Below are 24,533 nucleotides of genomic sequence, written 5' to 3' on the forward strand. Positions count from 1 at the left end.
TGTGGATTCAGATAAAATTAGCGAACTACTGAATATAGATAAGTATTGCTATGAATTCACAATATCAGTCCGACAAGTGAATACCAATGATGCTGCTTAATGACGATTCTGAAATACAGATCAGCATAATTTGAAGTACAGATATACACGTGTTTTTATATAACAGACTGAGCGGAAGCCAATGCCCTTATGAATGATTTCAGATGCGAGATAAGTCATCTTAAAATGTATGAAAAAACACGCAAATGTACACTAAATGCATTCCCACATACACAACGATACACATCCCAAAAAAAGACACGATTTTATATCAGTCTGCCATACAATAATTCATGGGACGAGAATTTTCAGACAGGGATAAAGAGATCTTCAACAAGCTTGCACCTGAGAACGGCGGTACGCACATGTCACCCATGGGACACCCATATCCGTTCATTTTGAGACCCATATCCCACAAGTTCGTGGAAGACTCGGATGATTTCAGGGAACGACTTGAGAGACTTACCGGGGAAGAGCTTGACTACCTTGTAGGCCTTGCCTTGGAAGGGGAAGAGGACATCAGGTCCCTTGAGGATGAGGACGTGGACACGTTCTTCGAGCTTGTGGAAGAGAAGGTCTCAGAGGAGCGGGCAAAGGAGCTGCGCCTCCATCTGGGGATGGCATGAAGCAACTGCTCTTCGGGACCGCAGGGGCCCCCCTAAGCTCAAAGAAGAAAGGCTCCATTGAGGGGATCAAGCGGGTAAGGGAGATTGGGCTTGACTGCATGGAACTGGAATTCGTGCGAGGGGTTCGCATGAAAGAAGAGACCGCTGCAAATGTCCGGCAGACCGCCGAGGAAGAGAACGTGGCCCTCAGTGTGCATGCCCCTTATTACATCAACCTCAACTCCGCCGAAGCAGAGAAGATCGAGGCCAGTATAGAGCGTATATATCAGTCCGCACGTATCGGGGCTCTCTGTGGAGCATCATCCATCGTATTCCATCCTGCCTATTACCAGGGCCAGAGCAGCGAAAAGGTGATGGAGAAGGTCACCGTGCTGCTCGAAGGTCTTACTTCAAGGCTCGCTGACGAGGGCATCGATGTGGTGCTTCGCCCGGAGATCACCGGCAAAGCGACCCAGTTCGGCAGTCTGGAGGAGACCCTTATGATGGCATCAGCCATCGAGGGGGTAATGCCCTGCATAGACTTCTCCCATCTGCACGCACGCAGCTGCGGAGAGTATAATACCATGGAAGAGTTTAGAAGCGTTCTTGAGAGCGTGGAAAATACCCTGGGAAGGGGTGGGCTGGATAACATGCATTGCCATGTCTCCGGCATAGCCTATGGGGATAAGGGGGAGAAGAACCACCTGGTGCTTAGTGAGTCGGACCTTAACTATATGGATCTCATGGCAGTATTCCAGGAGTTCGACATAAAGGGGCTTGTGATATGTGAAAGCCCGAATCTTGAAGAGGATGCCCTTCTTTTGAAAAGCACCTTCGTAAACTGAGATCCATGGGAACGGTAACCAAAGGATAAACGGGTCTTTATGAGAATTTAAAAAACTTCCGGTCGTAACCATTATTTACTAACAGAAGGAAACTTAAACATAAGAAGATTTTATAAAAGGAAGTTCTGTGACACAACGCAGAACATTTCGAGAGGGTGGTATTTATGAGCAGATTATGCACTGGAATAACGTTAGTTTTGTCCCTATTGATCACATTGTCATTCATAACAGTGGCATTTGCAGATACCATGAATGACGAATACATACTGGAAATAAGCATTGATGAGAACCACGTCAGTTTTGCCGATCATAATGGCACGGCAGAAGGCAACTGGATCGCCTTAAGCGGCGGAACAGCCAAAAGCGTACCCGTCACCATAGAGGTCCTTAAACAAACATCAGAACTTGTAAAAGAAACACCCGAAGGGACTGTTTACAAGAACCTGAACATATGGGTAGGCTACGAAGGATTCTCCATCCCAAAGAACATAAAGGACGCAATACTGGAATTCAATGTAAATACCGCATGGCTTGAAGAGAACAACATCGAACCCCACAGGGTCTTCATGAAGTATTACAACTCTGAAACCGATAAATGGGAAACCGTCCCGACAACATATATTGAGACCCTTGATGGTATTGCCTACTATCAGGCAACTCCGGACTCATCCTCACCCTTTGCCATTGTAGGAATGGAAGACAAGGACACCCAGAAGAGCATTTATGACCTCGACACAGAGACAGACCATTCGTATCAGGATAATTCAAGCTCGATCAAAAAAACGATGTTCACCTCCAATTTGATCACCCTTATCGCAGGAGTGATAATTCTGGCAGGAACATTAGTGTCCTACAGAAAGAACCGTAACAAAGAGTGAATCCCACTCTTTGTCTTTTTTCTCATTAACATCGACCGGACAATTATAACGTCCTGCAAACGATATCAATCATAGCCCATCCCTTGTACGAACCATATTGAAGTGTGATATCTTTGCTCATTCGATCGCGAACCGGATCCGTTCTTTGAACCCTAACACCGGAAATAAAGATAAAATAAATTCAGTCACCCATTCAATATTGAAGGGTTTTCCTTTTTCATTGACATCTTGCCACACCCCATTGCAGAAAAGAGATGTAGATCAAATAAGGAACAAAAAAAGAAGAGCATAAGGTTTACTCATCCCTTCATCCCGTGGACAGGAACATGATAGCAAGTATTGCCATCATTGACAATGCAATTGGAGCTCAGGGACATTCTCACTAATAGCCATGAACGGACCTTAACTGAAAAGAAAGGCCTAAAAGCTAAATATCATACAGGTAGAAATGGAAAAATAATATGAGCCCATGAAAAGCTCAGTAATTCTCACAGACCTCAAAGAAGTTCATGAACAACTCTTCCCCTTTATGGGTATGAGCAACCTCAGGATGCCACTGCACCCCATAGATAGGCCTCTCTTCATGACGCATTGCCTCGATCTCACAGACATCTGAACGGGCGAGATGAATGAACTCATCAGGAAGTACTGTGACCTCATCCGCATGAGAAGCCCACACAGAGGTCCTCGGACCAAGTCCTTTCAGTATATCATCCTCTTCGATCACCTCAATGTCGATGGCTGCATATCCACCAAGCTCACCTGCACCGGTCTGTCCGCCAAAGGTCCTGGCTATAAGCTGGTGTCCGAGGCATATACCAAGAATAGGAATGTCAATGCTCTCCACATATTCCTGACAGAGGCCAACACGTTCCATGGAAGGACCACCACTAAGAATGATGCCATCCGGCTCTTCATCAAGGATATCCTCTACGGAAGTGGTGTTAGCCACGATCTTCGTATCCATATCAAGGTCACGCACCGTACGATGAATAAGGTGACAGAACTGGCCATAGTTGTTGATAACAAGGATCTTTAATTCTCTCATGATGAAAATCACACCGTTAAGGTCAATACTCGCAGTATTGATGAATCTATATATAAGACTATTCCACATTTCAAAAGGAAACAAATAACAAAGTTTAAATATTACTCCGTGCTAGTATGTCACATAGTAACACGGTGAAGATACATACCGATATTAACCAAATAACAGAGAGTGATATATATGGCAGAGATAGGAAAAAGGATACGAATTGAAAGAATTATGCACAGAGACAGCAGGAACATGGTCATCATCCCAATGGACCACGGTATGTCCGATGGACCTATCAGAGGAGTGATAGACATAGCAGATTCCATCAATAAAGTAGCTGAAGGCGGAGCTAATGCCATTCTCATGCAAAAAGGAATGGTCTACCATGGCCACAGAGGCTACGGCCACGATGTAGGCCTCATAGTCCACATGAGTGCATCCACATCCCTTGGACCTGACCCCAATGACAAGGTCCTCGTCTGCAAGGTCGAGGAAGCAATGAAAATGGGCGCTGATGCGGTATCCATCCATGTGAACATAGGCTCAGAAACAGAAGCAGAACAGCTCAAGAAGCTCGGATCCGTTGCAGAACAATGTGACGAATGGGGCATACCTCTGCTCTCAATGATGTACCCCAGAGGAAAGAACATAACAAATCCTCATGACCCACAGATGGTGGCTCATGCAGCAAGAGTAGGTGCAGAGCTGGGTTCCGATGTTATCAAGACGGTCTACACCGGAGATGTGGACAGTTTCAGAGAAGTTGTCGATGGTTGTCCCGTACCAGTGGTCATTGCAGGCGGACCAAAAACAGAGACCGACCAGGAATTCCTGGAAATGATCAGCGGAGCCATGGAAGCAGGTGCAAGAGGAGTTGCTATTGGCAGGAATGTATTCCAGCACCCTGACCCCATAAAGATGACAAATGCTATCACGCAGATCGTCCACCACAAGATGAGTGTCGAAGAGGCACTACAAACACTTAAATGATAAACTCCAATGGCGTATAATATGAAGGACAAGACAATTTGGATAAAGGCCGATAAAGGCCACTGGGAAGCTCACAAGGATAGAATAACAACAGGACTTGAGTCCGGTGCCAATTGTGTGCTCGTGAACTCTGACGAAGTGGAAAAAGTAAGGGAACTTGGCGACATACAGGTCGCTGCATTTGCCTATGACGACAAGTCCGGTGCTGACATAATTGTCGTTGGAAAGGGCGGAGAAGGAGACGGAACAAAACCATTGTCCCCTGACCCCATTGGTTCCCTCGACATGGTCACTGCGATCCGATTGAAAGAAAAAGGATTGACCGTCGGAGCCTACGTAGTGATACAGAACAAGAAATACGAAGAATTTGCTGCGGAGATAGGCAAAGAATGCGATTTCCTTATCATAGTAGGTACTGACTGGAAGATCATCCCCCTTGAGAACCTCATTGCCGGACTTCAGGATAGCAATGTGAAGATCATTGCCGGTGTGCGTGACCAGGATGAAGCAAAACTTGCCCTTGAGACCATGGAGCATGGCTCAGAAGGTGTCCTGCTTGACTCCGATGACCCCAATGCCATCAAAGCCACCGTTGCAGTAGCAGAAAGTTCAGGTATCGAGGACCTTAAACTTGTTCCCGGAAAGGTCACAAAGGTCGAAGCTGTGGGAATGGGAGATCGCGTCTGTGTGGATACCTGCAACATGATGGTCAAAGGCGAGGGAATGCTTGTGGGTTCACAGGCAAGCGGAATGTTCCTAGTACATTCAGAATCCGAAGAAAGCCCGTACGTTGCATCCCGTCCGTTCCGTGTCAATGCCGGAGCAGTTCATGCTTACGTAAAAGTGGGAGACAGGACCAGATATCTTTCCGAGCTCAGCTCCGGTGACGAGGTCACCATTGTCAATGCCGAGGGAAAACAGCGAACCGGTGTTGTAGGCAGGGTCAAGATCGAAAGACGTCCGCTCATGCTCGTAGAAGCCGAAGTAAATGGGGAGGTCATAAAGAACATCCTCCAGAACGCCGAGACCATCAAACTGGTGGACATAAACGGAGAACCCATCTCTGTGGCCGACCTGAAACCCGGAGATGAAGTAATGGTCTACTATGAAGGCGGAGCAAGGCATTTCGGAATGAAGGTAGAAGAAACGATAATCGAGAAATGAGCAATGTTGAAAATAGGGAAGTTCGATCTGGAAGAAAGGGCAGCTATCGTCGCTGCCATCAGCAACGAACCTTTACAACAGTCCGGGACCGCAGCCGAACATGGTGCAGACATCCTCGAGATAAGGTTCGACCTGCTTGGGATAACTACCCCCAAAGAGGCTGCAGACCTGTTGAGAACTGTCAAAGATAAGACCAGCCTCCCATGTATTGCAACCAATAGGTTACAAACCCAGGGCGGAAATTGGGAAGGTACGGAAGAGAGCAGAATTGCCCTATTGGAAGATATCATGCATCTTACAGATGCCGTGGATATCGAGCTTGAAACAGATGAACATCTCAGGGACAGGATAGTCAAAAAAGCAAAAGAGGAAAAGAAGACCGTAATAATATCCTCGCATGATTTTGAAAGAACGCCTGACAAAGCCACACTGAAGAGCATCCTTGACCACTCCCACAACGCAGGTGCCGATATTGCAAAACTTGCAGTGATGCCTGAGAATATGCAGGATGTACTGGACCTGCTGGAAGTGACAATGGAAGTAGACGATGTCTGCACGATATCCATGGGACAGATGGGAAAACACACTCGCATCATTGCCCCCCTATATGGCTCAAAGCTTACCTATGCAAGCGTATCCGATGCAGTGGCACCAGGGCAATTGAAAGTGGAAGACCTGAAAAAAGCAATGGAGATGGTGGAATGAAGAAGGTATTTGCAGTCCTTGGGAATCCCATAGAACATTCACTATCACCTATCATGCACAATTCAGCATTCGAAGCCCTGGACATGGACTGCACCTACCATGCATTCAGAGTTGAGAAGAACAACCTTGAAGATGCACTGCAGGGTGCAAAGGCCATGGGATTCGGAGGATTGAACCTCACAGTGCCCCTCAAAGAGACCGCCCTCAGTTTCGTTGATGCAGATCCCCTTGCTGCAAAGATAGGTGCGATAAACACCATTGACTTCAAGGACGGCATTAAAGGCTACAACACTGACGGCATTGGTGCAAAACGAACTATCGAGGATGAAGGTGTCGAGATTAAGGACAAGAATGTCCTGATCCTCGGAGCAGGCGGTGCTGCAAGAGCCATCGCATTCACATTTGCAGAAGCAGGAGCAATGGTGAACATTGCCAACCGAACCCCTGAACGTGCCATGCAGCTCGCTGCAGAGATCGGGGATGCAAGAGGATACGGGCTTGATATCGTTGACAAGGGCCTTGATGAGATTGATATTATTATCAATACCACCACCGTAGGACTGGGCAATTCCAATGGAACCCTTGTGAGCGCGGAGCAGATGCATTCAGACCTTGCAGTTTTTGATATAGTTTACAATCCGCTTATGACGAAACTGTTGCAGGAAGCAGAGACCGCAGGTGCAAGACCTATCACAGGCATTATGATGCTCGTATATCAGGGAGCTGAAGCCTTCCGCATCTGGACCGGAAGAGAACCACCCATAGAGATCATGAAGAGAACTGTCATGGAGGCATTGGACATATGAAAATGCTCATCATCGGCGGCACAGGAGAGATGGGGAAGTGGTTCACGAAGTTCTTTACTGATCACGGTTACGAAGTTGTGGTCTGGGGTAGCAGCGGAAAGACCGAGATAGCAAAACAGATGGGAGTTGAATTTGCATCAGACCTTGACGATGCAATCAGAACCTCAGATGTGGTGGTCATCACAGTACCAATAGACATTACTGCAGATGTTATCAGGGAGACAGCTCCGAAAATGAAAGCGGGAAGCTTGCTGATGGACCTGACCTCCATAAAGGCCGAACCTGTCAGGGCAATGAGAGAAACAGCACCTGAAGGCGTTGAGATCCTCGGCACACACCCCATGTTCGGACCATCCATTCCGACATTACAGGGACAGATAGTGATAATGAGCCCCACCAAAGGACGATCTGAGAAGTGGTTCCCCATAATGCGAAACCTCTTCGAGGAAAATGGTGCACATATAGAGATTATCAAGCCCGAGGAACACGATAAGTTCGTCTCTGTTGTTCAGGGTCTGACACATTTTGCATACATAACAATAGGGAACACGTTCAAAAGTCTTGATTTTGATGTTAGCATGTCACGGCGTTTCATGAGCCCTGTCTATGAGATAATGGTCGATTTCGTTGGCAGGATACTTGGGCAGAATCCCTACCTGTACGCGCACATACAGATGCAGAACGAACAGGTGTTAAAGGTCCATGAGACATTCATAAGTGAGTGTAACATCCTCTCTGAGATAGTCAGGGAACAGGACATTGAAGCATTCTGCAACAAGATGACAGAGGCTGCTGCTCATTTTAAGGACACACCATCCGCACTTCACCGATCGGACAAGCTCATCAATGCAAAAATATCCGAATTCGAGGAGATGATCGCATCTGTGGGAGTCGAAAGAGGCCTTTATCATAATTACTCAGGCGTCACACATGTGGGAACTATCAAGAAAGTGACACCAAGAGCAGTGATAATCTCCAAAGGTGGAAAGGACGTATACCTAAAGACAGAGAATGTCAGGCTGTACACCGAGAAGGAACTTAAGGGTTGGAAAGTGAAAAACCTCCCCCATCCAAAAAGGGATATTTCGGTATTGATACCTGCAGAGGCCGATGCATCGGTATTTGAGAAGGTCATCGATAATGATGAAAGGATAGTTTCGACCGAGATAATTGATACCTATTCGGGCATTTCCGATAACAGATTAAGTGTTACGTTCCGAATCACCATACTTGAAGAGAGCAACACAACAAAGATGCAGGTCGATGTTGAAAAACTCCTCTGTGGACTTGGTTGCGAGATACGAGGATGAACCTCTCCTATATATGCTATGAGGACAGAACAAATAGCCACATAAATAGAACACTACCTACGGTGATTATTTGAAAACTAATAACAAAGGGCTTAAAGCTGCCAATGTGCTCCCCGGAGGCATCGAAAAGTATCTCCGATTCTACAAGATGGGATTGTTCTTCATTTCCGTCTTTGGGATATACCTGGGAATACAGGGACTTTATCTTATCATTGTAGAAAATAACTACATTCCAGGATTTTGCCTGTTCGGTGCAGCACTGCTGATATCACCACCGCCCATAGGGATATCCAATATGGTTGCCCGAAATCTCCATATGGAACTCACAATGGGAATAAAAGTGGGATTCTCCACACTATTGTTGGCAATCGCAGTGTATTTCCTTTAAAAAAAAGGGAATAAGATAAAAATAGTATATTGATGCCTTCCGCATCACAAATTCTTTTTTAGATAAGACTGACAAGATCTTCAAGCGCAGCTTTTGGATCTTTGGCCTTTACAATGCCTGATGCGAGAAGCACACCAACTGAACCAAGTTCTATTGCAGCTTTAAGGTCCTCCCCTTTGGAGATACCTGCACCACAAAGCACCTTCACTGCTGTATCGATCCTCTCAACTGCTGCCACAGAACCTGTTACAACCTCTGGGTCTGCCTTTGATACAGGAATTCCAGAGCCTATAAGTTCCGGAGGCTCAACTGCAACATAGTCAGGACCTAATGCCGCTGCTGCGGCTGTTGTTGCAATATTGTTAGTACAGATTATCGTGCGAAGACCTTCGCCTTTTGCTGCTGTCACAGAAGCTTCGATGTCAGCAAGTTTCAGTCTGCACTCCGAGTGATTGATAAGCGTACCCACAGCTCCGGCATCCTTTATGCACTTTGCAAAAGCATGTCCGGTAAAACTACCTGCTCCGACACCATCGAGATGCTGGGAATATACGGGAACATCGACCTGGGATGCGACCCTGTAGATATCACAGAACTGAGGTGCGATAGCGATCTCGATCCCGCTTGCTCCACCAACCTCTTTACAGGCACGAGCTATCCTTACGGCACCTTCACCGGTACCTTCGAGATATGTCTTTAGGTTCAATACGATCAAAGGTTTCAAACTACCACCTCTAAAAAAAAAGAACGTGCGAAAGATCGCACGCTTAGAAATCGGTCATTATTCTGAACTGGTCGATCTCAGGCTTGTTCAAGCCTTCAATGAACTGGTCAGCTGCCTGCCTGACATCCTTTGAATTGGTGATAGCCCTGCCAACGACAAGGATATCAGCACCTGCTCCAAGTGCATCAGGGATAGTGTCAACACGTACACCACCAGCGACTGCCACAAGGATCTTGGAAGAACGCTTCACTGCAAGTGCCTTGATACCTTCGATACTGCCCCATGCGTGAGCGGTCTCCTCGATGTCAATTGCACGGTGTAGTTCAACTACATCAGGAAGTACGTCCAATTGTTCAAGAACAGCTACTGGATCAGGAGTGTTCAATGTATCCATGACAGCATAGATACCTGTCTTGTGTGCCTCTTCAATTACCTTGTTGAGTGTTGCGATAGGTGCAAGAGCGGATACTACAATAGCATCAGCGGTTGCATCAGCCACCATACGTGCCTCAAGGTTACCTGTGTCGAGGGTCTTAAGATCTGCAACGATGAACGCGTCAGGTCTGACCTCACGTATTTTTGTAATGACATCCACACCATAGCGTTTGATAAGAGGTGTACCTGCTTCCAGTATCAAGTGGTCGCTCTTTGGGAGCTGCTTGATGATATTTAGGATAACAGGAAGGTTTGGATTGTCAAGTGCGACCTGCAAGTATGGAGCATCCCAAAGTTTTGAGATCTTGAATCCCATGACAGCGTGTGCAGCCCTGTCCTTCTCATGAAGAACTGTGTCAATGTCAGGGAAACCGTCAAGTGCGCGTTTAAGTGCCAATTTTGTAGCTCCGTAATTGTACCTGTAGATACGGTTATAGTCCACTGCCTGCGGGTGAATGAAAACGCTTGCAATAATGACAAGGTCTTCTGCCTTTTCCTTAGGGATCAGTCCTTCTTCCACTGCATCAGCAACTGCCTTTGAAACAGCGGCCTGTGCAGGACCGAATATCTGTGAAGCCTGGTCCATTCCCTTAACGGTCACTTTTGGAACGATAAGAGTGGATGGCTTTGTAGGTAAGTTCGGGCGGATGACAGAAAGAACGGGAGTGTGGCCTGCTGAAAGCTGGGTCATTCCTGTTGCGAATGCCTGTCCGACCGGCCCCTCCTTATCCCCGATCATAAGATCAACGTGTGCGAGCTCTGGTGCCTCGCCAATTAGTGCTTCTCCGATCAACATCATAGTTATCAATGCGCTAAATTGCTATGACTATATATATTAGTTCTGATGCAAAATTTGCAGCAAGGCATAAAATATAAAAAAGGTATTCCTAATTCATTATATATATTTGTAGAACAAATGGAATAATGTGATAATAGATATATATAACCACCTTATTAAAAAAAGGAACCTTACATTAATGTACCTGTTATCCGCAATAGTAGCCACATATTTCGCAAGTTGGCTACCTGATTTTGAGAACCTAATCGGCATAGAAGGTGCCAGAATCAGTTCAGTGGTATCATTTGGCGCACTGAACGGATTTCTCCTGGGACCTTTCTGGGGAGCTATCGCATCTCTTGCCGGCATAATGGCACATGTCATCATAAGACATCAAAGCCCTGATATGTTCCATATCCTCACACCGTTCTTCGTAGCAATGGCTTCCGTGGTGACAGGGCTGTGCATCACCAAAAGGGAGAAAGCTGCAATGATATTGTTCAGCATACTTATCCTTGGGTGGTACATTACCCCAATAGGAAGGGAATTATTATACTGGCCATGGTTCCACATTTTAGTTCTTGGCGGCTTTATCCTATTTCACCATAAATATCGTAGCCGGACAGGAAATATATACACATTCGCATTTCTCCTATTTACGACCCTAATTGCCATCCTTGCAGACCACCTTGCTGGCAGCATAACAGCGGCAATTCTCTTTGACCTTCCCCCACAGATGTTCGCATCCGTGGTGACCATATATCCAATCGAGAGGATAACACTTGCATTTGCGGCTGCTGCGATAGTATATCTTTTAATTATTGCACTCCAGACCACACTAATGGAATCGGAAACATTTCAGGACAAGGTCGAAGAGAAAAAAATGGATGAGCTGTTCAGTTATGTTGATGATGTAAAAGATATCATCGATAAAGAGAACAGTAAATGATCTTTTTTAAAATAGAGAAACCATATCTGAGATCTTTGTTGATGATCAGGAAGTTATCTTGTCAAGAGATTCCATGACATCGTAAATTTTCTTTGAGAACGAGTGGTCCGGTTCCGTAAGTACCAGAACCTCATTATCACAACGGACAGCAACATCACACATACAGGGGATAGATGCCAGAACCGGAAGATCGAACTTTTTACCTGAAAGATCAGTAGGATTGTCATTGTGACACATGTTCTCAATAATATAACAGTCCTTATCCAGAGGCATATAGACACCCCCAATGACCTGCTCCATCGACCTCTGCCTGGAAGCCCCCGGCCTGCCCACCGAGATGACATAATCTGCAACCGCAATTGCATTGACGGAAGTAAAATCCACACCAGCACCAGTATCCAGAATAACAACATCGATACCGGCATCTGAAAGGTCCCTCTTAGCAGTCATCAGGAGTTTCAATGCTTTTGACTGCCATTTTCGATCCTTGCTTGAAACCTCACGCACAGCAAGAATATCAGGATTAGAATAGCCAACATAGAACGCACCCTTGGTACCCATTTCCTTGCTGACATCCTTAATTACATCCATGACACCGTATCGCCCTTCAAAGATATCATTGACCCAGTGTTTAGCTTCAGGAAGCAGATAATTGAATGAACTGGGCGCCTTTAGATCAACATCCAGAAGGCATACGCTCTTTCCAACAGATGCATATGCAGATGCAAGATTAATTGCAAACGAGGTTTTACCGGAACCACCTTTATAAGAATGTACCGCAATTGTCAATGCCATATCCCTATCCCTTCAATATTGTAAAGTTTCAATTAGATAAATGATTAAACTTGTATATAAAATAATTCAAAGTAATAATTGACTAGTAATAAAGTTTACTTTACTTAAAATGATATTATATATACCACATTTCAACTCAATAATCAGATTGCTTAACTTGTTTACTTACCCAGCCCTTCCCCAATACTAAAATATACTTTCCTACCTTTCCTGTTCTTTGCAACATGACCCATTCGTACCAATTGGTTCAAATAATTGCTTTCAACCGCTCTCTCTTTATTGGTTCTCTCCGCAAGCTCGTCCGCTGTAGCCGAACCCAGCTCAAAAAGGGCTGTTGCAGTCGTACGTAAATGGTCTGGCAAAGTGAGCAATGTCATAACATCCAGAACATCTAAGATACCATCATCCGGTTCGTTATCAGATGATCCCTGGATAAGGATACGATCCAGTTTGCCACTGATCTCACGAAGGAGCCTGATCATTTCTTCAGTTGATGAATTATCGGTCATATGATCCCGCCAATATTATTATTGGATAGCATATATAGAATAAAGGAACAATTATACCAATCACGACATCCTTTAATATAAATGTATTGAAGGCTTACAGTAATACAACAGATTAAAAAAAAACAAAATAAATGAAAGATATTAGCAATTCTTCATATCATTTTTGACATATATACACCATCGCGATAATATCCAAACTTGCGATAATACTGCCTTACACCAATGCCACTGATAATAGAGATCTTTGAGTAACCTGCCTCTTTTGCCAGAAGTTCTGCATTCTCCAACAATTCAGCACCATAGCCCTTATGCTGCCAGTCCATACCCTCAGCACCTTTGCCCACCGGGACCATAGAACCATATACATGAAGCTCTCTCACCAATGCAGCATCCTGCAACTCTTCCCTGTGAGGTGTATTCGGGAACCGAAGACGTAAGAAGCCTATCAAAATATCAGTACCGGCATCCTCGAACGAAAGGAAATGTTCCTTTCCGCCACAGGAATCATAGGTATCGATGGTAAGCTCTATACTATCAACATCAGGTTCATTCCCTTTGAGGACATTATGACCAACTTCCCTGCAACGTATACACTTACACTTGACACCCCTTGACTCGAGACGTTCTTTCGCAAGCTGCCTTATATTACTTTTCTTCACACCTGCGAATATCTGCGGGGACGGGATATCCCTCTGTATACGCTGCATACGGACCCACTTAGGCAGAATTGCCTTGATATCCGCCAGAAGCTCGATGGCATCCTCATCATCAAGAGCCTCATATTCCCCTCTCGCCCACATATCATAGAGTTCAGTACCTTCCGTCACCAGTGTAGGATATACCTTTAGATAGTCCGGCATGAAATTACTATCAGAGAACAGCTTTTTGAATCCCCGAAGGTCCCTTGCAGAGTCCATCCCCGGAAGATGAGGCATCATATGGAAACCTACCTTCAGTGCACTATCCCGTAGCACCCGGTTCGAATCCACCGAGTCCTGAACACTATGACCCCTCCGCATCCTCTCAAGCACGAAGTCATATACACTTTGCACACCGATCTCGACCTTGGTAGCACCCAGCTTAAGCATCCGGTCCACATGATCAGTATTTGTCCAATCCGGTCTTGTCTCAAAGGTTATACCAGTATTACGGACCATAGCGGTCTCGTTCGCCTTCTGGACATCTTCGACCGTCACATAAGGAACAGTATCCCCGATAACTTTTACATCTTCACGCCACTGAGTACCGGAAAAATCGTTCATGGCCTCAAGGCATCTCTTAGTGTACCATTCCTGATAATCGATAGCACGTGAAGAGAACGTACCACCCATGACAATAAGCTCTGCCTTGTCCACATCATGACCTATATGCTTTAACTGGGAAAGGCGGCCAGAAACAATGCGATAAGGATCGTACTCATATTGCATCGCCCTCATTGTGGCAGGTTCCCTGCCCATATAGCTTTGAGGAGAATTAAAAGAGGATTTCGGGCCCCCAGGACAGGGTATACAGATCCCATGAGGACATTCACAGGGAGAGGTCATTGCCGCTATGACCGCCACTCCCGAGATAGTCCGAACAGGCTTTCGGCGGAGAAGATCACGAACGAGCTTCTGCTCTTCATCCGTCCCCACCCTGATAATATCAGGATGTTTAGGAAGAGTGGACAACCTGAACTCCTTGCTGACAACCTTCTTCGCTTTGGTCAATTGCTTCTCGTCAGAGATCTCACCGTCAAGCACCATGTCCAGCAACTTTCGGCATGCGACCCTGAAATTATCATTAACTTCCGATGTCATATTCAAAACCAGATTCAATAAAGTTCCAGGACCAACTTCTCCAGATGGATCCGTGGATTCGCACTGTCGATGACCATGGCATCCGTGTCCGCGATCCTGCAGATAGCCCTTGCAACCCCATCCTCGCCCCTACCGGAGCCCACTACCACAGAATGTAACTGCTGCAACACCTCGCCCCCTGTAAAACCTTCTTCGATAAGAAGCGTATCTATCAGTTTTCGTGCATTCAGTATATCATGCTCAATAGCAGCATTATGAAGCTCGGTCACATTTTTGGACACATCCACTAACGCTTCCTCATAAAGGAGATCCCCTGTGATGGTTTTTCCAGGATGGTTCATGACCGCGAACTGAAGTGTAAGAAGGGCTTTGGAAACATTACCCCCTGCATAATAAAGCAGAGCATCGTACCCATCATCCGATATAGAGATACCTTCCTTCTCTGCCACCGAGATCACAAATGCCCGGAGTGCATCGTCCGGCACATAAGTAAAGAACAGCTCCAGCCCTCTGGAACGCAAAGGAGCTATCAGTTTTGAAGGTTGCGTGGTGGATAATATGAACCTGCAGGTCCTGGTATATTTTTCCATCATGCGCCTTAAAGCGTGTTGGGCACTCGTTTCCAGAGATTCAACATTGTCGATGAATATTATCTTATAATCTGCATCTAATGAGCCCATGCCTGCAAATTCATTTATGACTTCCTTGAATATGGAAATAACACTGGAATATATCTTTTTGGGGTCATCGGTACCTATAATGTGAACAAAACGCTTATCCCTCACAAGATAGCGTTTCCCCTGATCAAAGAAATCAGAACCATTGAAGTAAGTGAAATTGTTCTCATAGTATTCCCCATAGAGCTCGTATGCCAAAGCGAACGCTGTGGAAGACTTGCCGGAATTCACCGGCCCATGAAAAACAAGATGCGGGAGGTTGCCCGAATCCACAAGCCGGACGAGAGAATTCACAGACTCCCCGTTCCCCACAATATCCTCAAGCTTCTGAGGCCGGTATTTTACAGTCCATAGATCCTTCATTGAACAACCTCCAAACAACCATCACTCTGCTTTGTCAAGGACCACTTTGATCACTTTGCCATATACAGGCCTTGCAATAAGCACACCGATAAGCACACCAACTATTGTAGTGATAGCAAATCCCCTGAGAGCACCGAATCCCATGACCACCAGAGGTGACATGGCAATTGTCGTTGTCGCTGCAGCTGCAAATATGATAGCAAATGCCTTGGAGATCCTTTCCATATAGACCTTGGTAGATGGAAGCTTGCCTTCATACAGAACTTCATCCGTGATGATCACAAGATGGTCGATACCCGTACCGATAGCCGCAATAATACCAGCTATTGCCGGAAGGTCAAGCTGCCAGTTGATAGCACCGGCAAAACCGAGTATTATTATGACCTCACAGAGAGATGTTCCCACCATAGGCAACAAGATCTCCTTTTGATGGTATCTCCTGAACACCACTGCAGCCACTGCCAACAATGCGAAAAGCCCTGCTAAAGCCACCTGCCTCTTGAACTGTTCACCTAATGCTGCATCCACCTGACCAGAGCCCATGAGCACGACATTCACAGGCAACGCACCTGCACGCAAATGTATCTGAAGCTGGTCTGCCTGGGTCTTACCATCCTCATCGAGACCCGTGGAAGCCTGCCATGAATAGATAGGGTGTTCGTTCAGTGCTGAAGCCGCGGAAAAGCTCAACGGTGCACCATATACCTCCCTGTCATCCAGATACATATAGAGCAGATGGGAATTTGGATCAGTGATAGCACCGGTCTCAATGGCGATCTTCTGCAAAGCAAAAGCACCGTCCTCATCGAGAGTGAAAGGAGTGTTCCAGTGCCCATCCACCTGGGTAACAATACCCACCTTTTCGATAGAATCACCATAAAGTACATGCACACTTTCATTCCCAGTGGTTTGCATGCGTATCTCGAACTTACCTGGTTTCTCTACGATCTCCTTTGCAGTAGTAAGATCGGTACCTGCAAAATCGATTAGAATATACTCCTCACCAACCGTACGCACAGGTATATCCTTAAGACCAAGGGAGTTCAGCTTTTCACTAAGGATATCACGGGTCATGTCCCGCGTATCTGTCCTGACACCTTCCCTGAATATCGCAGCTCCGTCACTTCCTGTAAGAACATTGCCTCCAACCGGGACCATCAATGCCTGCAATTCTTCCAAAGAGACAGCTGTACGGATCTCGTACTCAACGCCATCCCCAACAAAAAGAGGAACAACCTCAGTATTGAGAGCCTTGGAAAGATATTGCATGATAAGGGTCTGTTTGTTCGTGGAAAGCACGATACTGCTTGTATCATCAGAATATGAGATATCGGACTCTCCGAGACCCAAAAGATCCATCTGGAGGTCAGAGACATATGTACTGGTCGTGAAAGTGACAGTATTGCCATCATTGGAATATCCTTCGCCGGCATCCCCTGTAACGCTTATGATCTCTATAGGAGCATCAATTGCAGACTCCACTATTTCCGTCACCAGCATTGAAATATCAGCATCCAGTTGAGTAACGGCACCCTGCAACTTGATCTGTATCCATGAACCGCCTTCAAGATCAAGACCATAATTAAGATCAGTGTTCAGACCCTCCTCAGCAGAGTAGCCCGGACCTATCATCACAACAGAGAGAACTACAGCCGCGATCAATAACCAGACACGTATATCATTCTTCAATCCTTTCGGAACTTCCTCTTCTCTCATGCCCTTCTCCTCCTTGGAGTACTGCGGCGAACATGCCACCTCAGAATACCAGTGTTAAGTAGCCACGTATTCATCAGATCGGCAGCCAGTCCAAATATAAGGACTATCGCAATGTCGGAAAGCAGATTTATCTGTGAAACAGAAGAGGTCACCAGATAAGAGAAAGTGGAAACAATATACATCACTACCAACGCAGCAAGCGTTGTAGTGGTCATGGTGATACCGGTATGCATCGCACGCCCGATGTTCTCATCAGGACTGCCCCTTCTCTTAAGGACACGAGTGGTCAGCAATATATCACTGTCTACCGAATAACCGATCAGCATCAACAGTGCTGCAACGGTTCCAAGGGACAGCTCGATCCCTACAAGGTTCATAAAACCAATAGCTATGGCAATATCTGAGAATGCGGAGAGCACCACAGCAAGTGATGGTACCGCCGTTCTGAAAATAAGGAACACAACAAGGGCCATACCTATGAACGAAAGACAAAGAGCTATCAAAGCCTGTGTCTGCAATTCCTTACCGTACAATGCACCTATCTGTTTTATCTCCACACTGCTATACTTGGAAGTTATTGCCTTTTCAAGCTCAGACTGAGATTCGCCATCCATCGGGCCGAACTGTAGAATAGCACGGTCTCCGGTCTTACGGGCATCGACAAGGGAATGAGCTGAATATGCAAGCTCAAGGACTTCTGCAGATTCCTGCGTCTCAAAAGCGATCATCGTTCCGCCTTCAAATTCCATCCCAAGCTTCACCGGTGCTCCGGTCGTTGCAAATACGAATCCCGAAACTAAAAGGGAAAGCACCAACACTGCAAGTGGGATCGCGATCAATTTCTTATCATCGCAACTCCGTACAAAAGAGTCAAGATACTCTGTTAAAATGACTGCCATTCTTAATGCTCCATTATCAAAAATATGTCACAATATAATAATCGATACTATTCTCAGAATCATACACTACAACTTATATATACTACTTGCTATTTTCATTTAACACATGACTGAAAGACCTTCCATAGATGAATATTTCCTGGAGATAGCATCAGTTGTCTCAAAACGTTCCACCTGCCTGAGGAACAAGGTCGGTGCCGTCATCGTAAGGAACAAGAGAATTCTTTCGACCGGCTACAACGGCGCACCAAGCAATATGGAACATTGTCTTGAGATCGGCTGCATAAGACAGCAGAACAATATCGCATCAGGAACCCGCCATGAGAAATGTAGGGCAGTACATGCGGAACAGAACGCCATCATACAGGCAGCCCTTCACGGAGTAGGCATAGGAGGCGCAACAGTGTACTGTACCCACCAGCCATGCATCCTTTGTGCAAAGATGATAATCAATTCCAATATAACCAAGGTAGTATACAGCACTTCATACCCTGACACCGACACTCAGGAATTCTTCGACGCAGCAGGTGTTGAGATGGTGTACATTCCATCTCAGGAATGACGAAGACACTTCAACCCTTTTCTAATAATATCCTCGCCTTCCCGGCGATACATTTCTTTTACAGATACATCATCACTACTGTAAAGGTCAAGCCCCCGTACAATGACCACAGGAGTTCCACCTGCAGCCTCACCCATCAACAGGTTCGCAGCCGAAGCAACCTCATCAGCCACCGCTTCCTCGGTTATCTCAAGCACTTTCCCGAAAAGGTCTTTCTCGCCCCGCCAGTTCTTGATAGGGTGAACACCATAGACACCCACCGCAACACCGGTTTGCCCGATCTTAAAGGACCGGCCATTCGTATCAGTGATAATTACGCTGACATCCTTGCCGCATAGATCAGCAACATGCATTCCAATGGCCTTTGCAGACCCATCCGGATCATGCGGCATCTCCAGGAAATACTCGTCCTCCACATTGGAATCATCAATACCAGCGTTTATACTTACATGACCGTTAAGGTTCTCAACAAGCAGAACCGGGAATTCAACGATCTGTTCGACACTGTTGTCAAGTACCACCTGTACAAGCGCAGGATCGGTACCACACTTCTTCGCCATTGCAACAGCACGTTCGGAGGGAATTATCGCACCCTTAAGAACAGTTGCTGCCTCTGATTTTGCAACAATGGTCGATGCAATGACGACCACATCATGCGACTCAAGTTGTGTTCGCTCACATATCATAGCCGCAATATTGTCGCCTTCTTTGATAAGCGGCAGATCATCCACAGTAAAAAGTTCCATCTTCAAAATGATACCTCGATCAAGATTGTATCGAAAATAATAATAACATGGTAAATAATACTATCCACATAAACGCTATTGCGGCGATGATGAGAGTTACCCCGACCGAGCAAAATATGACGATAAACTCTGACTGATGCCGCAAACTATCATCGGTGGGTAAAAAAGAGAGGAAGATCGATCACTCGATCATGATCTTCGTTTTTTCTTCAGCTTTTGTCTTTGGAAGCGTTATGGTCAATACACCATTTTCCAACTTTGCTTTTGCGCCTTCATCCGAGACCACGGATGGAAGAACAGCAGATCTTGAGAAGCTACTATATGTGCGCTCTTTTTGGACGTAACCTTCCTTTTCAGACTCACTTTCCTTCTTGCACTCTGCATGGATCTCAAGAACATCATCCCTCACACTTATCTCAACATCCTTTTTATCGATTCCCGGAAGATCGGTCGTAACGATAACGTCATTATCTTCTTCCTTGATGTCCATCAGAGGTGCCCTTGTTTTATCTTCGAACCATCCCCCGAAAGGAGAGACTTCTCTGAATAACTGATTGAGGTGTTCCTGTGTCTGCATAATCTCATCAAACGGATCCCAGCGTGAAACATCAAAGGGACCCCTACGTGTTAAACCGAATTTCATATATATACCACTCCCGTAATATTTATGCAATAAAAAATAGCACAGGCGAGAATAAAAGGATGACGGTGTAAAAAAATGATGTGTTGAAAGGATGGAGCAAGAGACGATTTATGCCTGCTTTGCCCGCTCCATCATGAGCTGAACGAGGTCACAACCCCGCACAATTCCAAGAGAACCTTTTTTCATAGCATCCTCATCGAAAGTCTCCACATCATCGACCTCATTCTCAAGTGTGGAATACATCACGAAAGGAACCGGTTCTGAAGTGTGCGTCCTGAGAGCTATGGGGGTCGGATGGTCAGGAAGAACAACTATAGTGTAATCCTCATCACTTTCTTTTGCAGCACGAAGGACCGTACCCACGACCTTCTCATCGAAATCTTCGACCGCCTGCAACTTAGCTTCAAGATCGCCCATATGCCCGGCCTCATCCGGAGCTTCAACATGGACCACGACAAGGTCCTTATCTTTCAACGATGCCATGGCAAATTCCGCTTTACCCACATAATTGGTATCAAGATATCCGGTAGCTCCGGGAACTTCAATTACATCGAGACCCGCATATATCCCAAGTCCCATGATAAGGTCCACCGCTGAAATGACCGACCCTGTAAGTCCGTAAAGCTCCTCGAACGTACGGAAGCTCGGTGCATAACCCTGCCCCCAGAACCACACGCAATTTCCAGGATTCTTACCGTCTGAGACCCTTTTCTCATTTACGGGATGCCCTTCCAGTATCGGGATGGAGTCCTCGATAAGCTTTCCAAGTATATCACTGCCTTCCCCTTTCGGCATATGGTCGTTCTTATTCCCATCGATAACATCATGAGGAGGAGTACAATCCGCATTTGCCCCAAGGCCATTGGATGCAACAAGGAGATGACGGTAGCTGATACCCGGATAGAATTTCAATTCCTCACTTCCAAGCTCATCATCCACAGCTTCGATAAGCTCCTTTGCTTCCTCACTTGTGATATGACCGGCACTGTGGTCTGCAATAAGGCCATCCTTGACAGTGATAAGATTACACCTGAAAGCCACATCGCTCGCCTCCAATGGAATACCCATGCTTGCAGCTTCAAGGGGAGCACGTCCCGAATAATACAAAGCTGGATCATAACCCATAACAGACATGTTAGCAACATCGCTTCCCGGAGGATAGCCCTCAGGAACATTTATCGCAAGACCCGCAAGACCGTTCTTTGTCATCTGGTCCATGTTCGGAGTGTTTGCTTTCTGTAGGACCGTCCTGCCACCCAACTCTTCCAGCGGATGATCGGCCATCCCATCACCAATGAGAATAATATATTTCAATTATACACCTCTTTTTCATAATAAAAGCCAAAACGACCAAATGAATGTGTCGATAAAGATATAAACCCAATGTTCCCTTTTTTAGCAATGTTAAAATATCTTCGTGAATGGTGAGGTTTAATGAAATATATACATTTTGTAATCATAGGATTTTTTGCCATGCTGTTTGCAATAACCCCTGCAACAGCACTTGACCCGACCGAACCAATAATACACTATTCTGAAAGTGTGATAGATATTGGCACCAAACTTACATTTGACCAAGGATACACCCTGCATATCGTTGACATCAACGAGAACGAGGGAGATATCTGGGTAGAAGTATTGCATGATGGAAAAGTTGTCAAAGATGGAGAAGGGACCGGACAAGAAGATGACCCTTTCGAATACATATTGACCGTTGAAGCAGAAGATGCGGACGAAGAGGACAAGGACTACCTTGTGTTCCGAGTCACGCCAAAGGATGTCGTTTCCAAAGACCCTGCCTCTGCAAAGATAAGGATAGAACAGTTCCGCAACCCTGAAGAGAATCTCAATGATCTTTTGATATATGACGATTCAAGGTCGGCCAATGTAGGAGAAGAACTAGATCTGGAAGAAGGATTCTCACTAAAAGCATCCAACTATGACGACGAGGAAGAGACCATCACCATAACACTGGAAAAGAACGGTCACCTCGTCAAAGAGATGAACGACATGGAAAAAGGTGAGATATTCAGCCATTACAAGACAATTGACGGAGAGATAACAACAATTGTAATTGCGAACATATACGAGTTCTTTGATAGCAGCGAAACTATCGTTTTCCTGAAAGAGGTTTCACAAAGAGAGGATGTCATAATAGAAAATAATGTGGAAATAACGATAGATGTGATCCAAAAAGAAAAACTCGCCATAATCCACTATGAACTTGACAATGATGTATCCGAAATAAAGGTATATGTGGATGATGAGCTGATAGATACCCGCAAAGAAGTAGATGAAGGAAAATACCCAGCGGTCGCAGAAGAAATGGATACAGGAACACATGAGGTAACCATAACCATTGTTTCTGAAGATGGCTCCGTATCTTCAGAGGATAGCTCATTCACTATAGAGAAAAGTAACTCCATAACAGAGACAATAAAAGAGACGAGCTTAGACGTAGAGAACACGACTAAACTCAATGAAGTAATAGAAGACAGCGAGAATATAACTGATGCTGTATCAGAGGTCATTTCAGATTCTGCCGATGATGTAAAAGGATCAAGCGGTTTCAGCTATGTCGTTGTTGCAATACTGATCGCGCTTACCGCATTCTTCTTAAAAAGGGAATTCAGCTGATTCCCTTTTTCACATTGGAAACAATGCCATGATACTGTCGTTCATAATCTTTATATTACACTGCTGTCCTTATAGCCACATTCAAATCAAGCTCAATTTACAAATGTGATCATCTATGAGATATGTAATGAAATTCGGCGGAACATCCATTGCAGATGGAAAGAAGATACGCCATGTTGCACAACTTTTGATAAGCTATAAAGAGGCAGGCAACCAGGTCGTAGCTATCACTTCAGCACTCGGAGGTGTTACTGATGGGCTTCTTACAAACGCAGCGGAAGCATCACAAAAAGGCAAGGTCTCCCAGGTAAAGGAGTTCATGACAGATCTTGCAAAGAAGCACTATGATGCGATCAGTGATGCCATCGATAATGAAAGGATCGCGGATGAGGTTATTGAGACCATCGACATCCGCATCGATGAACTTGAAAAGGCCCTTATAGGCATCTGTTACCTTGGAGAACTGACCCCGCGTTCCATAGATTATATCTCATCCTACGGAGAACGTCTGGCAGTCCCTATAATCAGCGGTTCGATACGTTCCCTGGGCACAGATTCAAAACCATTTACCGGCGGAGAGGCAGGCATCAGCACTACAGATGACTACGGAAACGCCAGACCTCTGCAAAAAAGCTATGCGCAGATAAGGAGAACTGTAGGACCTCTTGTGGAAAATTCAATTCCGGTGGTCACAGGTTTCATTGCAGAGGACGAGAATGGCATCATAACCACCCTCGGACGCGGAGGTTCCGATTTTACTGCATCCCTGGTCGGTGCTGCGATCCAGGCAGATGAGATATGGTTATGGAAAGAGGTTCACGGAATCATGACCACTGACCCGAAAATAGTACCGGAAGCATCCACGATATCACAGATATCATACATCGAAGCAATGGAACTATCATATTTCGGTGCCAAGGTACTTCATCCAAGGGCCATAGAGCCTGCTATCATCCATGGCATACCGGTACGTGTAAAGAACACGTTTGACACACAATTCCCCGGAACCCTCATCGTTGCAGACCAGAATTGCAGTGAAGAGGTAGCAAAAGCAGTGACACTGATAAGAAAGGTAGCAGCCATCAACATATGTGGTGCAGGCATGGTAGGTGCCATTGGTACTGCTGCAAAGATCTTTACCACCCTTGCTAATGCCGGAGTTAACATCATCATGATCAGCCAGAGCTCATCTGAAGCGAACATGTCACTGATCATTGAACAGTCCCATCTTAAAAGGGCCGTCAAAGCTCTGGAGCATGCATTCAATGAAGGTGTTGTCGGAGAGGTCGCATACGATGAAGATGTCTGTGTGGTCGCTGTGGTAGGTGCCGGGATGGACGGCAGCCCAGGAGTTGCAGGGAAGATCTTTGGTGCTCTCGGGAAAGGAAAGATCAACGTAATTATGATAAGCCAGGGTTCATCCCAGCACAACATTTCATTTGTAGTAAAGGAAGAAGATGCAGAAGAAGCGGTGAAAGTTCTGCATCGTGAGTTCGGTCTCGGAAAAAAGAACGGATGCAACTAAAAAGAGGGAA

General features: G+C 45.7%; 25 protein-coding genes. 13 read left to right on the forward strand and 12 right to left on the reverse strand.

Annotation, left to right across the window (positions count from 1 at the left end):
• Positions 1–332: 332 nt before the first annotated feature.
• The 3 genes from KDK67_RS00425 (at position 333) to KDK67_RS00435 (ending at position 2,367) form a co-directional block, all read left to right on the forward strand.
• Complete coding sequence (locus KDK67_RS00425) at positions 333–665, forward strand: hypothetical protein (protein WP_250866866.1); 333 nt, start codon at positions 333–335, stop codon at positions 663–665.
• Positions 662–1,489 (forward strand): TIM barrel protein, encoded by an 828-nt coding sequence (locus KDK67_RS00430; protein WP_250866867.1) that lies wholly within the window; start codon positions 662–664, stop codon positions 1,487–1,489. Before KDK67_RS00425 ends, KDK67_RS00430 begins: the two co-directional genes overlap by 4 nt.
• A 164-nt stretch (positions 1,490–1,653) precedes the next feature.
• Complete coding sequence (locus KDK67_RS00435) at positions 1,654–2,367, forward strand: PGF-pre-PGF domain-containing protein (protein ID WP_250866868.1); 714 nt, start codon at positions 1,654–1,656, stop codon at positions 2,365–2,367.
• A gap of 478 nt (positions 2,368–2,845) precedes the next feature.
• On the opposite strand, the gene KDK67_RS00440 is transcribed toward KDK67_RS00435, so the two are convergent.
• Positions 2,846–3,415, reverse strand: coding sequence for a GMP synthase subunit A (locus KDK67_RS00440; RefSeq protein WP_250866906.1), 570 nt, complete (start codon positions 3,413–3,415; stop codon positions 2,846–2,848).
• Positions 3,416–3,595: 180 nt separating this feature from the next.
• Here KDK67_RS00440 and KDK67_RS00445 point away from each other — a divergent pair, with 180 nt between their 5' ends.
• The 6 genes from KDK67_RS00445 to KDK67_RS00470 all read left to right on the forward strand — a co-directional run bounded on the left by KDK67_RS00445 (position 3,596) and on the right by KDK67_RS00470 (position 8,766).
• Complete coding sequence (locus KDK67_RS00445; protein WP_250866869.1) at positions 3,596–4,393, forward strand: 2-amino-3,7-dideoxy-D-threo-hept-6-ulosonate synthase; 798 nt, start codon at positions 3,596–3,598, stop codon at positions 4,391–4,393.
• Positions 4,394–4,414: 21 nt separating this feature from the next.
• The gene (locus tag KDK67_RS00450) at positions 4,415–5,557 is read left to right on the forward strand and encodes a 3-dehydroquinate synthase II (protein WP_250866870.1); all 1,143 of its coding nucleotides are present in this window, start codon (positions 4,415–4,417) and stop codon (positions 5,555–5,557) included.
• A 3-nt stretch (positions 5,558–5,560) separates the two neighbouring features.
• On the forward strand, positions 5,561–6,262 hold the full coding sequence (aroD, locus tag KDK67_RS00455; protein WP_250866871.1) for a type I 3-dehydroquinate dehydratase: 702 nt from the start codon (positions 5,561–5,563) through the stop codon (positions 6,260–6,262).
• The gene (locus KDK67_RS00460) at positions 6,259–7,068 is read left to right on the forward strand and encodes a shikimate dehydrogenase (RefSeq protein ID WP_250866872.1); all 810 of its coding nucleotides are present in this window, start codon (positions 6,259–6,261) and stop codon (positions 7,066–7,068) included. Before aroD ends, KDK67_RS00460 begins: the two co-directional genes overlap by 4 nt.
• Positions 7,065–8,378, forward strand: a complete 1,314-nt coding sequence (locus tag KDK67_RS00465) for a prephenate dehydrogenase (RefSeq protein WP_250866873.1) — start codon at positions 7,065–7,067, stop codon at positions 8,376–8,378. Before KDK67_RS00460 ends, KDK67_RS00465 begins: the two co-directional genes overlap by 4 nt.
• A gap of 70 nt (positions 8,379–8,448) precedes the next feature.
• Positions 8,449–8,766, forward strand: a complete 318-nt coding sequence (locus KDK67_RS00470; protein ID WP_172362413.1) for a hypothetical protein — start codon at positions 8,449–8,451, stop codon at positions 8,764–8,766.
• Between the two features lie 58 nt (positions 8,767–8,824).
• On the opposite strand, the gene tpiA is transcribed toward KDK67_RS00470, so the two are convergent.
• Positions 8,825–9,490 carry a triose-phosphate isomerase gene (tpiA, locus tag KDK67_RS00475; protein ID WP_250866874.1) on the reverse strand — a complete coding sequence of 222 codons (666 nt, stop codon included), beginning with the start codon at positions 9,488–9,490 and terminating at the stop codon, positions 8,825–8,827.
• A gap of 43 nt (positions 9,491–9,533) precedes the next feature.
• Positions 9,534–10,724: a bifunctional 5,6,7,8-tetrahydromethanopterin hydro-lyase/3-hexulose-6-phosphate synthase gene (locus KDK67_RS00480; protein ID WP_250866875.1), complete on the reverse strand. Its 1,191-nt coding sequence runs from the start codon at positions 10,722–10,724 to the stop codon at positions 9,534–9,536.
• A 127-nt stretch (positions 10,725–10,851) separates the two neighbouring features.
• On the opposite strand from KDK67_RS00480, the gene KDK67_RS00485 reads away from it, so the two are divergent.
• A complete protein-coding gene (locus KDK67_RS00485) occupies positions 10,852–11,652 on the forward strand; it encodes a hypothetical protein (protein ID WP_250866876.1) in 801 nt (266 codons plus the stop codon).
• A gap of 45 nt (positions 11,653–11,697) precedes the next feature.
• Here KDK67_RS00485 and KDK67_RS00490 read toward each other — a convergent pair whose 3' ends face one another.
• The 6 genes from KDK67_RS00490 to KDK67_RS00515 form a co-directional block, all read right to left on the reverse strand.
• The gene (locus KDK67_RS00490) at positions 11,698–12,447 is read right to left on the reverse strand and encodes a MinD/ParA family ATP-binding protein (protein WP_250866877.1); all 750 of its coding nucleotides are present in this window, start codon (positions 12,445–12,447) and stop codon (positions 11,698–11,700) included.
• Positions 12,448–12,608: 161 nt separating this feature from the next.
• Entirely contained in the window at positions 12,609–12,956 is a 348-nt protein-coding gene (locus KDK67_RS00495; protein ID WP_250866878.1) for a helix-turn-helix domain-containing protein, read from the reverse strand.
• A 152-nt stretch (positions 12,957–13,108) separates the two neighbouring features.
• Positions 13,109–14,755, reverse strand: a complete 1,647-nt coding sequence (locus tag KDK67_RS00500; protein WP_250866879.1) for a tRNA uridine(34) 5-carboxymethylaminomethyl modification radical SAM/GNAT enzyme Elp3 — start codon at positions 14,753–14,755, stop codon at positions 13,109–13,111.
• A 14-nt stretch (positions 14,756–14,769) separates the two neighbouring features.
• Positions 14,770–15,795, reverse strand: a complete 1,026-nt coding sequence (locus tag KDK67_RS00505; RefSeq protein WP_250866880.1) for an AAA family ATPase — start codon at positions 15,793–15,795, stop codon at positions 14,770–14,772.
• A 21-nt stretch (positions 15,796–15,816) separates the two neighbouring features.
• A complete protein-coding gene (locus KDK67_RS00510) occupies positions 15,817–17,511 on the reverse strand; it encodes a preprotein translocase subunit SecD (RefSeq protein WP_250866881.1) in 1,695 nt (564 codons plus the stop codon).
• Positions 17,508–18,410 (reverse strand): protein translocase subunit SecF, encoded by a 903-nt coding sequence (locus KDK67_RS00515; RefSeq protein WP_250866882.1) that lies wholly within the window; start codon positions 18,408–18,410, stop codon positions 17,508–17,510. Before KDK67_RS00515 ends, KDK67_RS00510 begins: the two co-directional genes overlap by 4 nt.
• Positions 18,411–18,516: 106 nt before the next feature.
• On the opposite strand from KDK67_RS00515, the gene KDK67_RS00520 reads away from it, so the two are divergent.
• Entirely contained in the window at positions 18,517–18,972 is a 456-nt protein-coding gene (locus KDK67_RS00520) for a deoxycytidylate deaminase (protein WP_250866883.1), read from the forward strand.
• Here KDK67_RS00520 and KDK67_RS00525 read toward each other — a convergent pair.
• The 3 genes from KDK67_RS00525 to KDK67_RS00535 form a co-directional block, all read right to left on the reverse strand.
• Positions 18,963–19,724, reverse strand: coding sequence for a coenzyme F420-0:L-glutamate ligase (locus tag KDK67_RS00525; RefSeq protein WP_420846913.1), 762 nt, complete (start codon positions 19,722–19,724; stop codon positions 18,963–18,965). The genes KDK67_RS00520 and KDK67_RS00525 overlap by 10 nt on opposite strands.
• Before the next feature lie 175 nt (positions 19,725–19,899).
• Positions 19,900–20,361, reverse strand: a complete 462-nt coding sequence (locus KDK67_RS00530; protein ID WP_250866884.1) for an Hsp20/alpha crystallin family protein — start codon at positions 20,359–20,361, stop codon at positions 19,900–19,902.
• Between the two features lie 108 nt (positions 20,362–20,469).
• A complete protein-coding gene (locus KDK67_RS00535) occupies positions 20,470–21,675 on the reverse strand; it encodes a cofactor-independent phosphoglycerate mutase (RefSeq protein WP_250866885.1) in 1,206 nt (401 codons plus the stop codon).
• Positions 21,676–21,795: 120 nt separating this feature from the next.
• Between KDK67_RS00535 and KDK67_RS00540 the strand changes: the two genes are divergently transcribed.
• Positions 21,796–22,998 (forward strand): hypothetical protein, encoded by a 1,203-nt coding sequence (locus tag KDK67_RS00540; RefSeq protein ID WP_250866886.1) that lies wholly within the window; start codon positions 21,796–21,798, stop codon positions 22,996–22,998.
• A 127-nt stretch (positions 22,999–23,125) separates the two neighbouring features.
• Positions 23,126–24,523 (forward strand): aspartate kinase, encoded by a 1,398-nt coding sequence (locus tag KDK67_RS00545; RefSeq protein WP_250866887.1) that lies wholly within the window; start codon positions 23,126–23,128, stop codon positions 24,521–24,523.
• Positions 24,524–24,533: the final 10 nt, after the last annotated feature.

This window comes from Methanococcoides seepicolus, assembly GCF_023684405.1.
In the GTDB taxonomy this organism is placed as follows: Archaea; Halobacteriota; Methanosarcinia; order Methanosarcinales; family Methanosarcinaceae; genus Methanococcoides; species Methanococcoides seepicolus.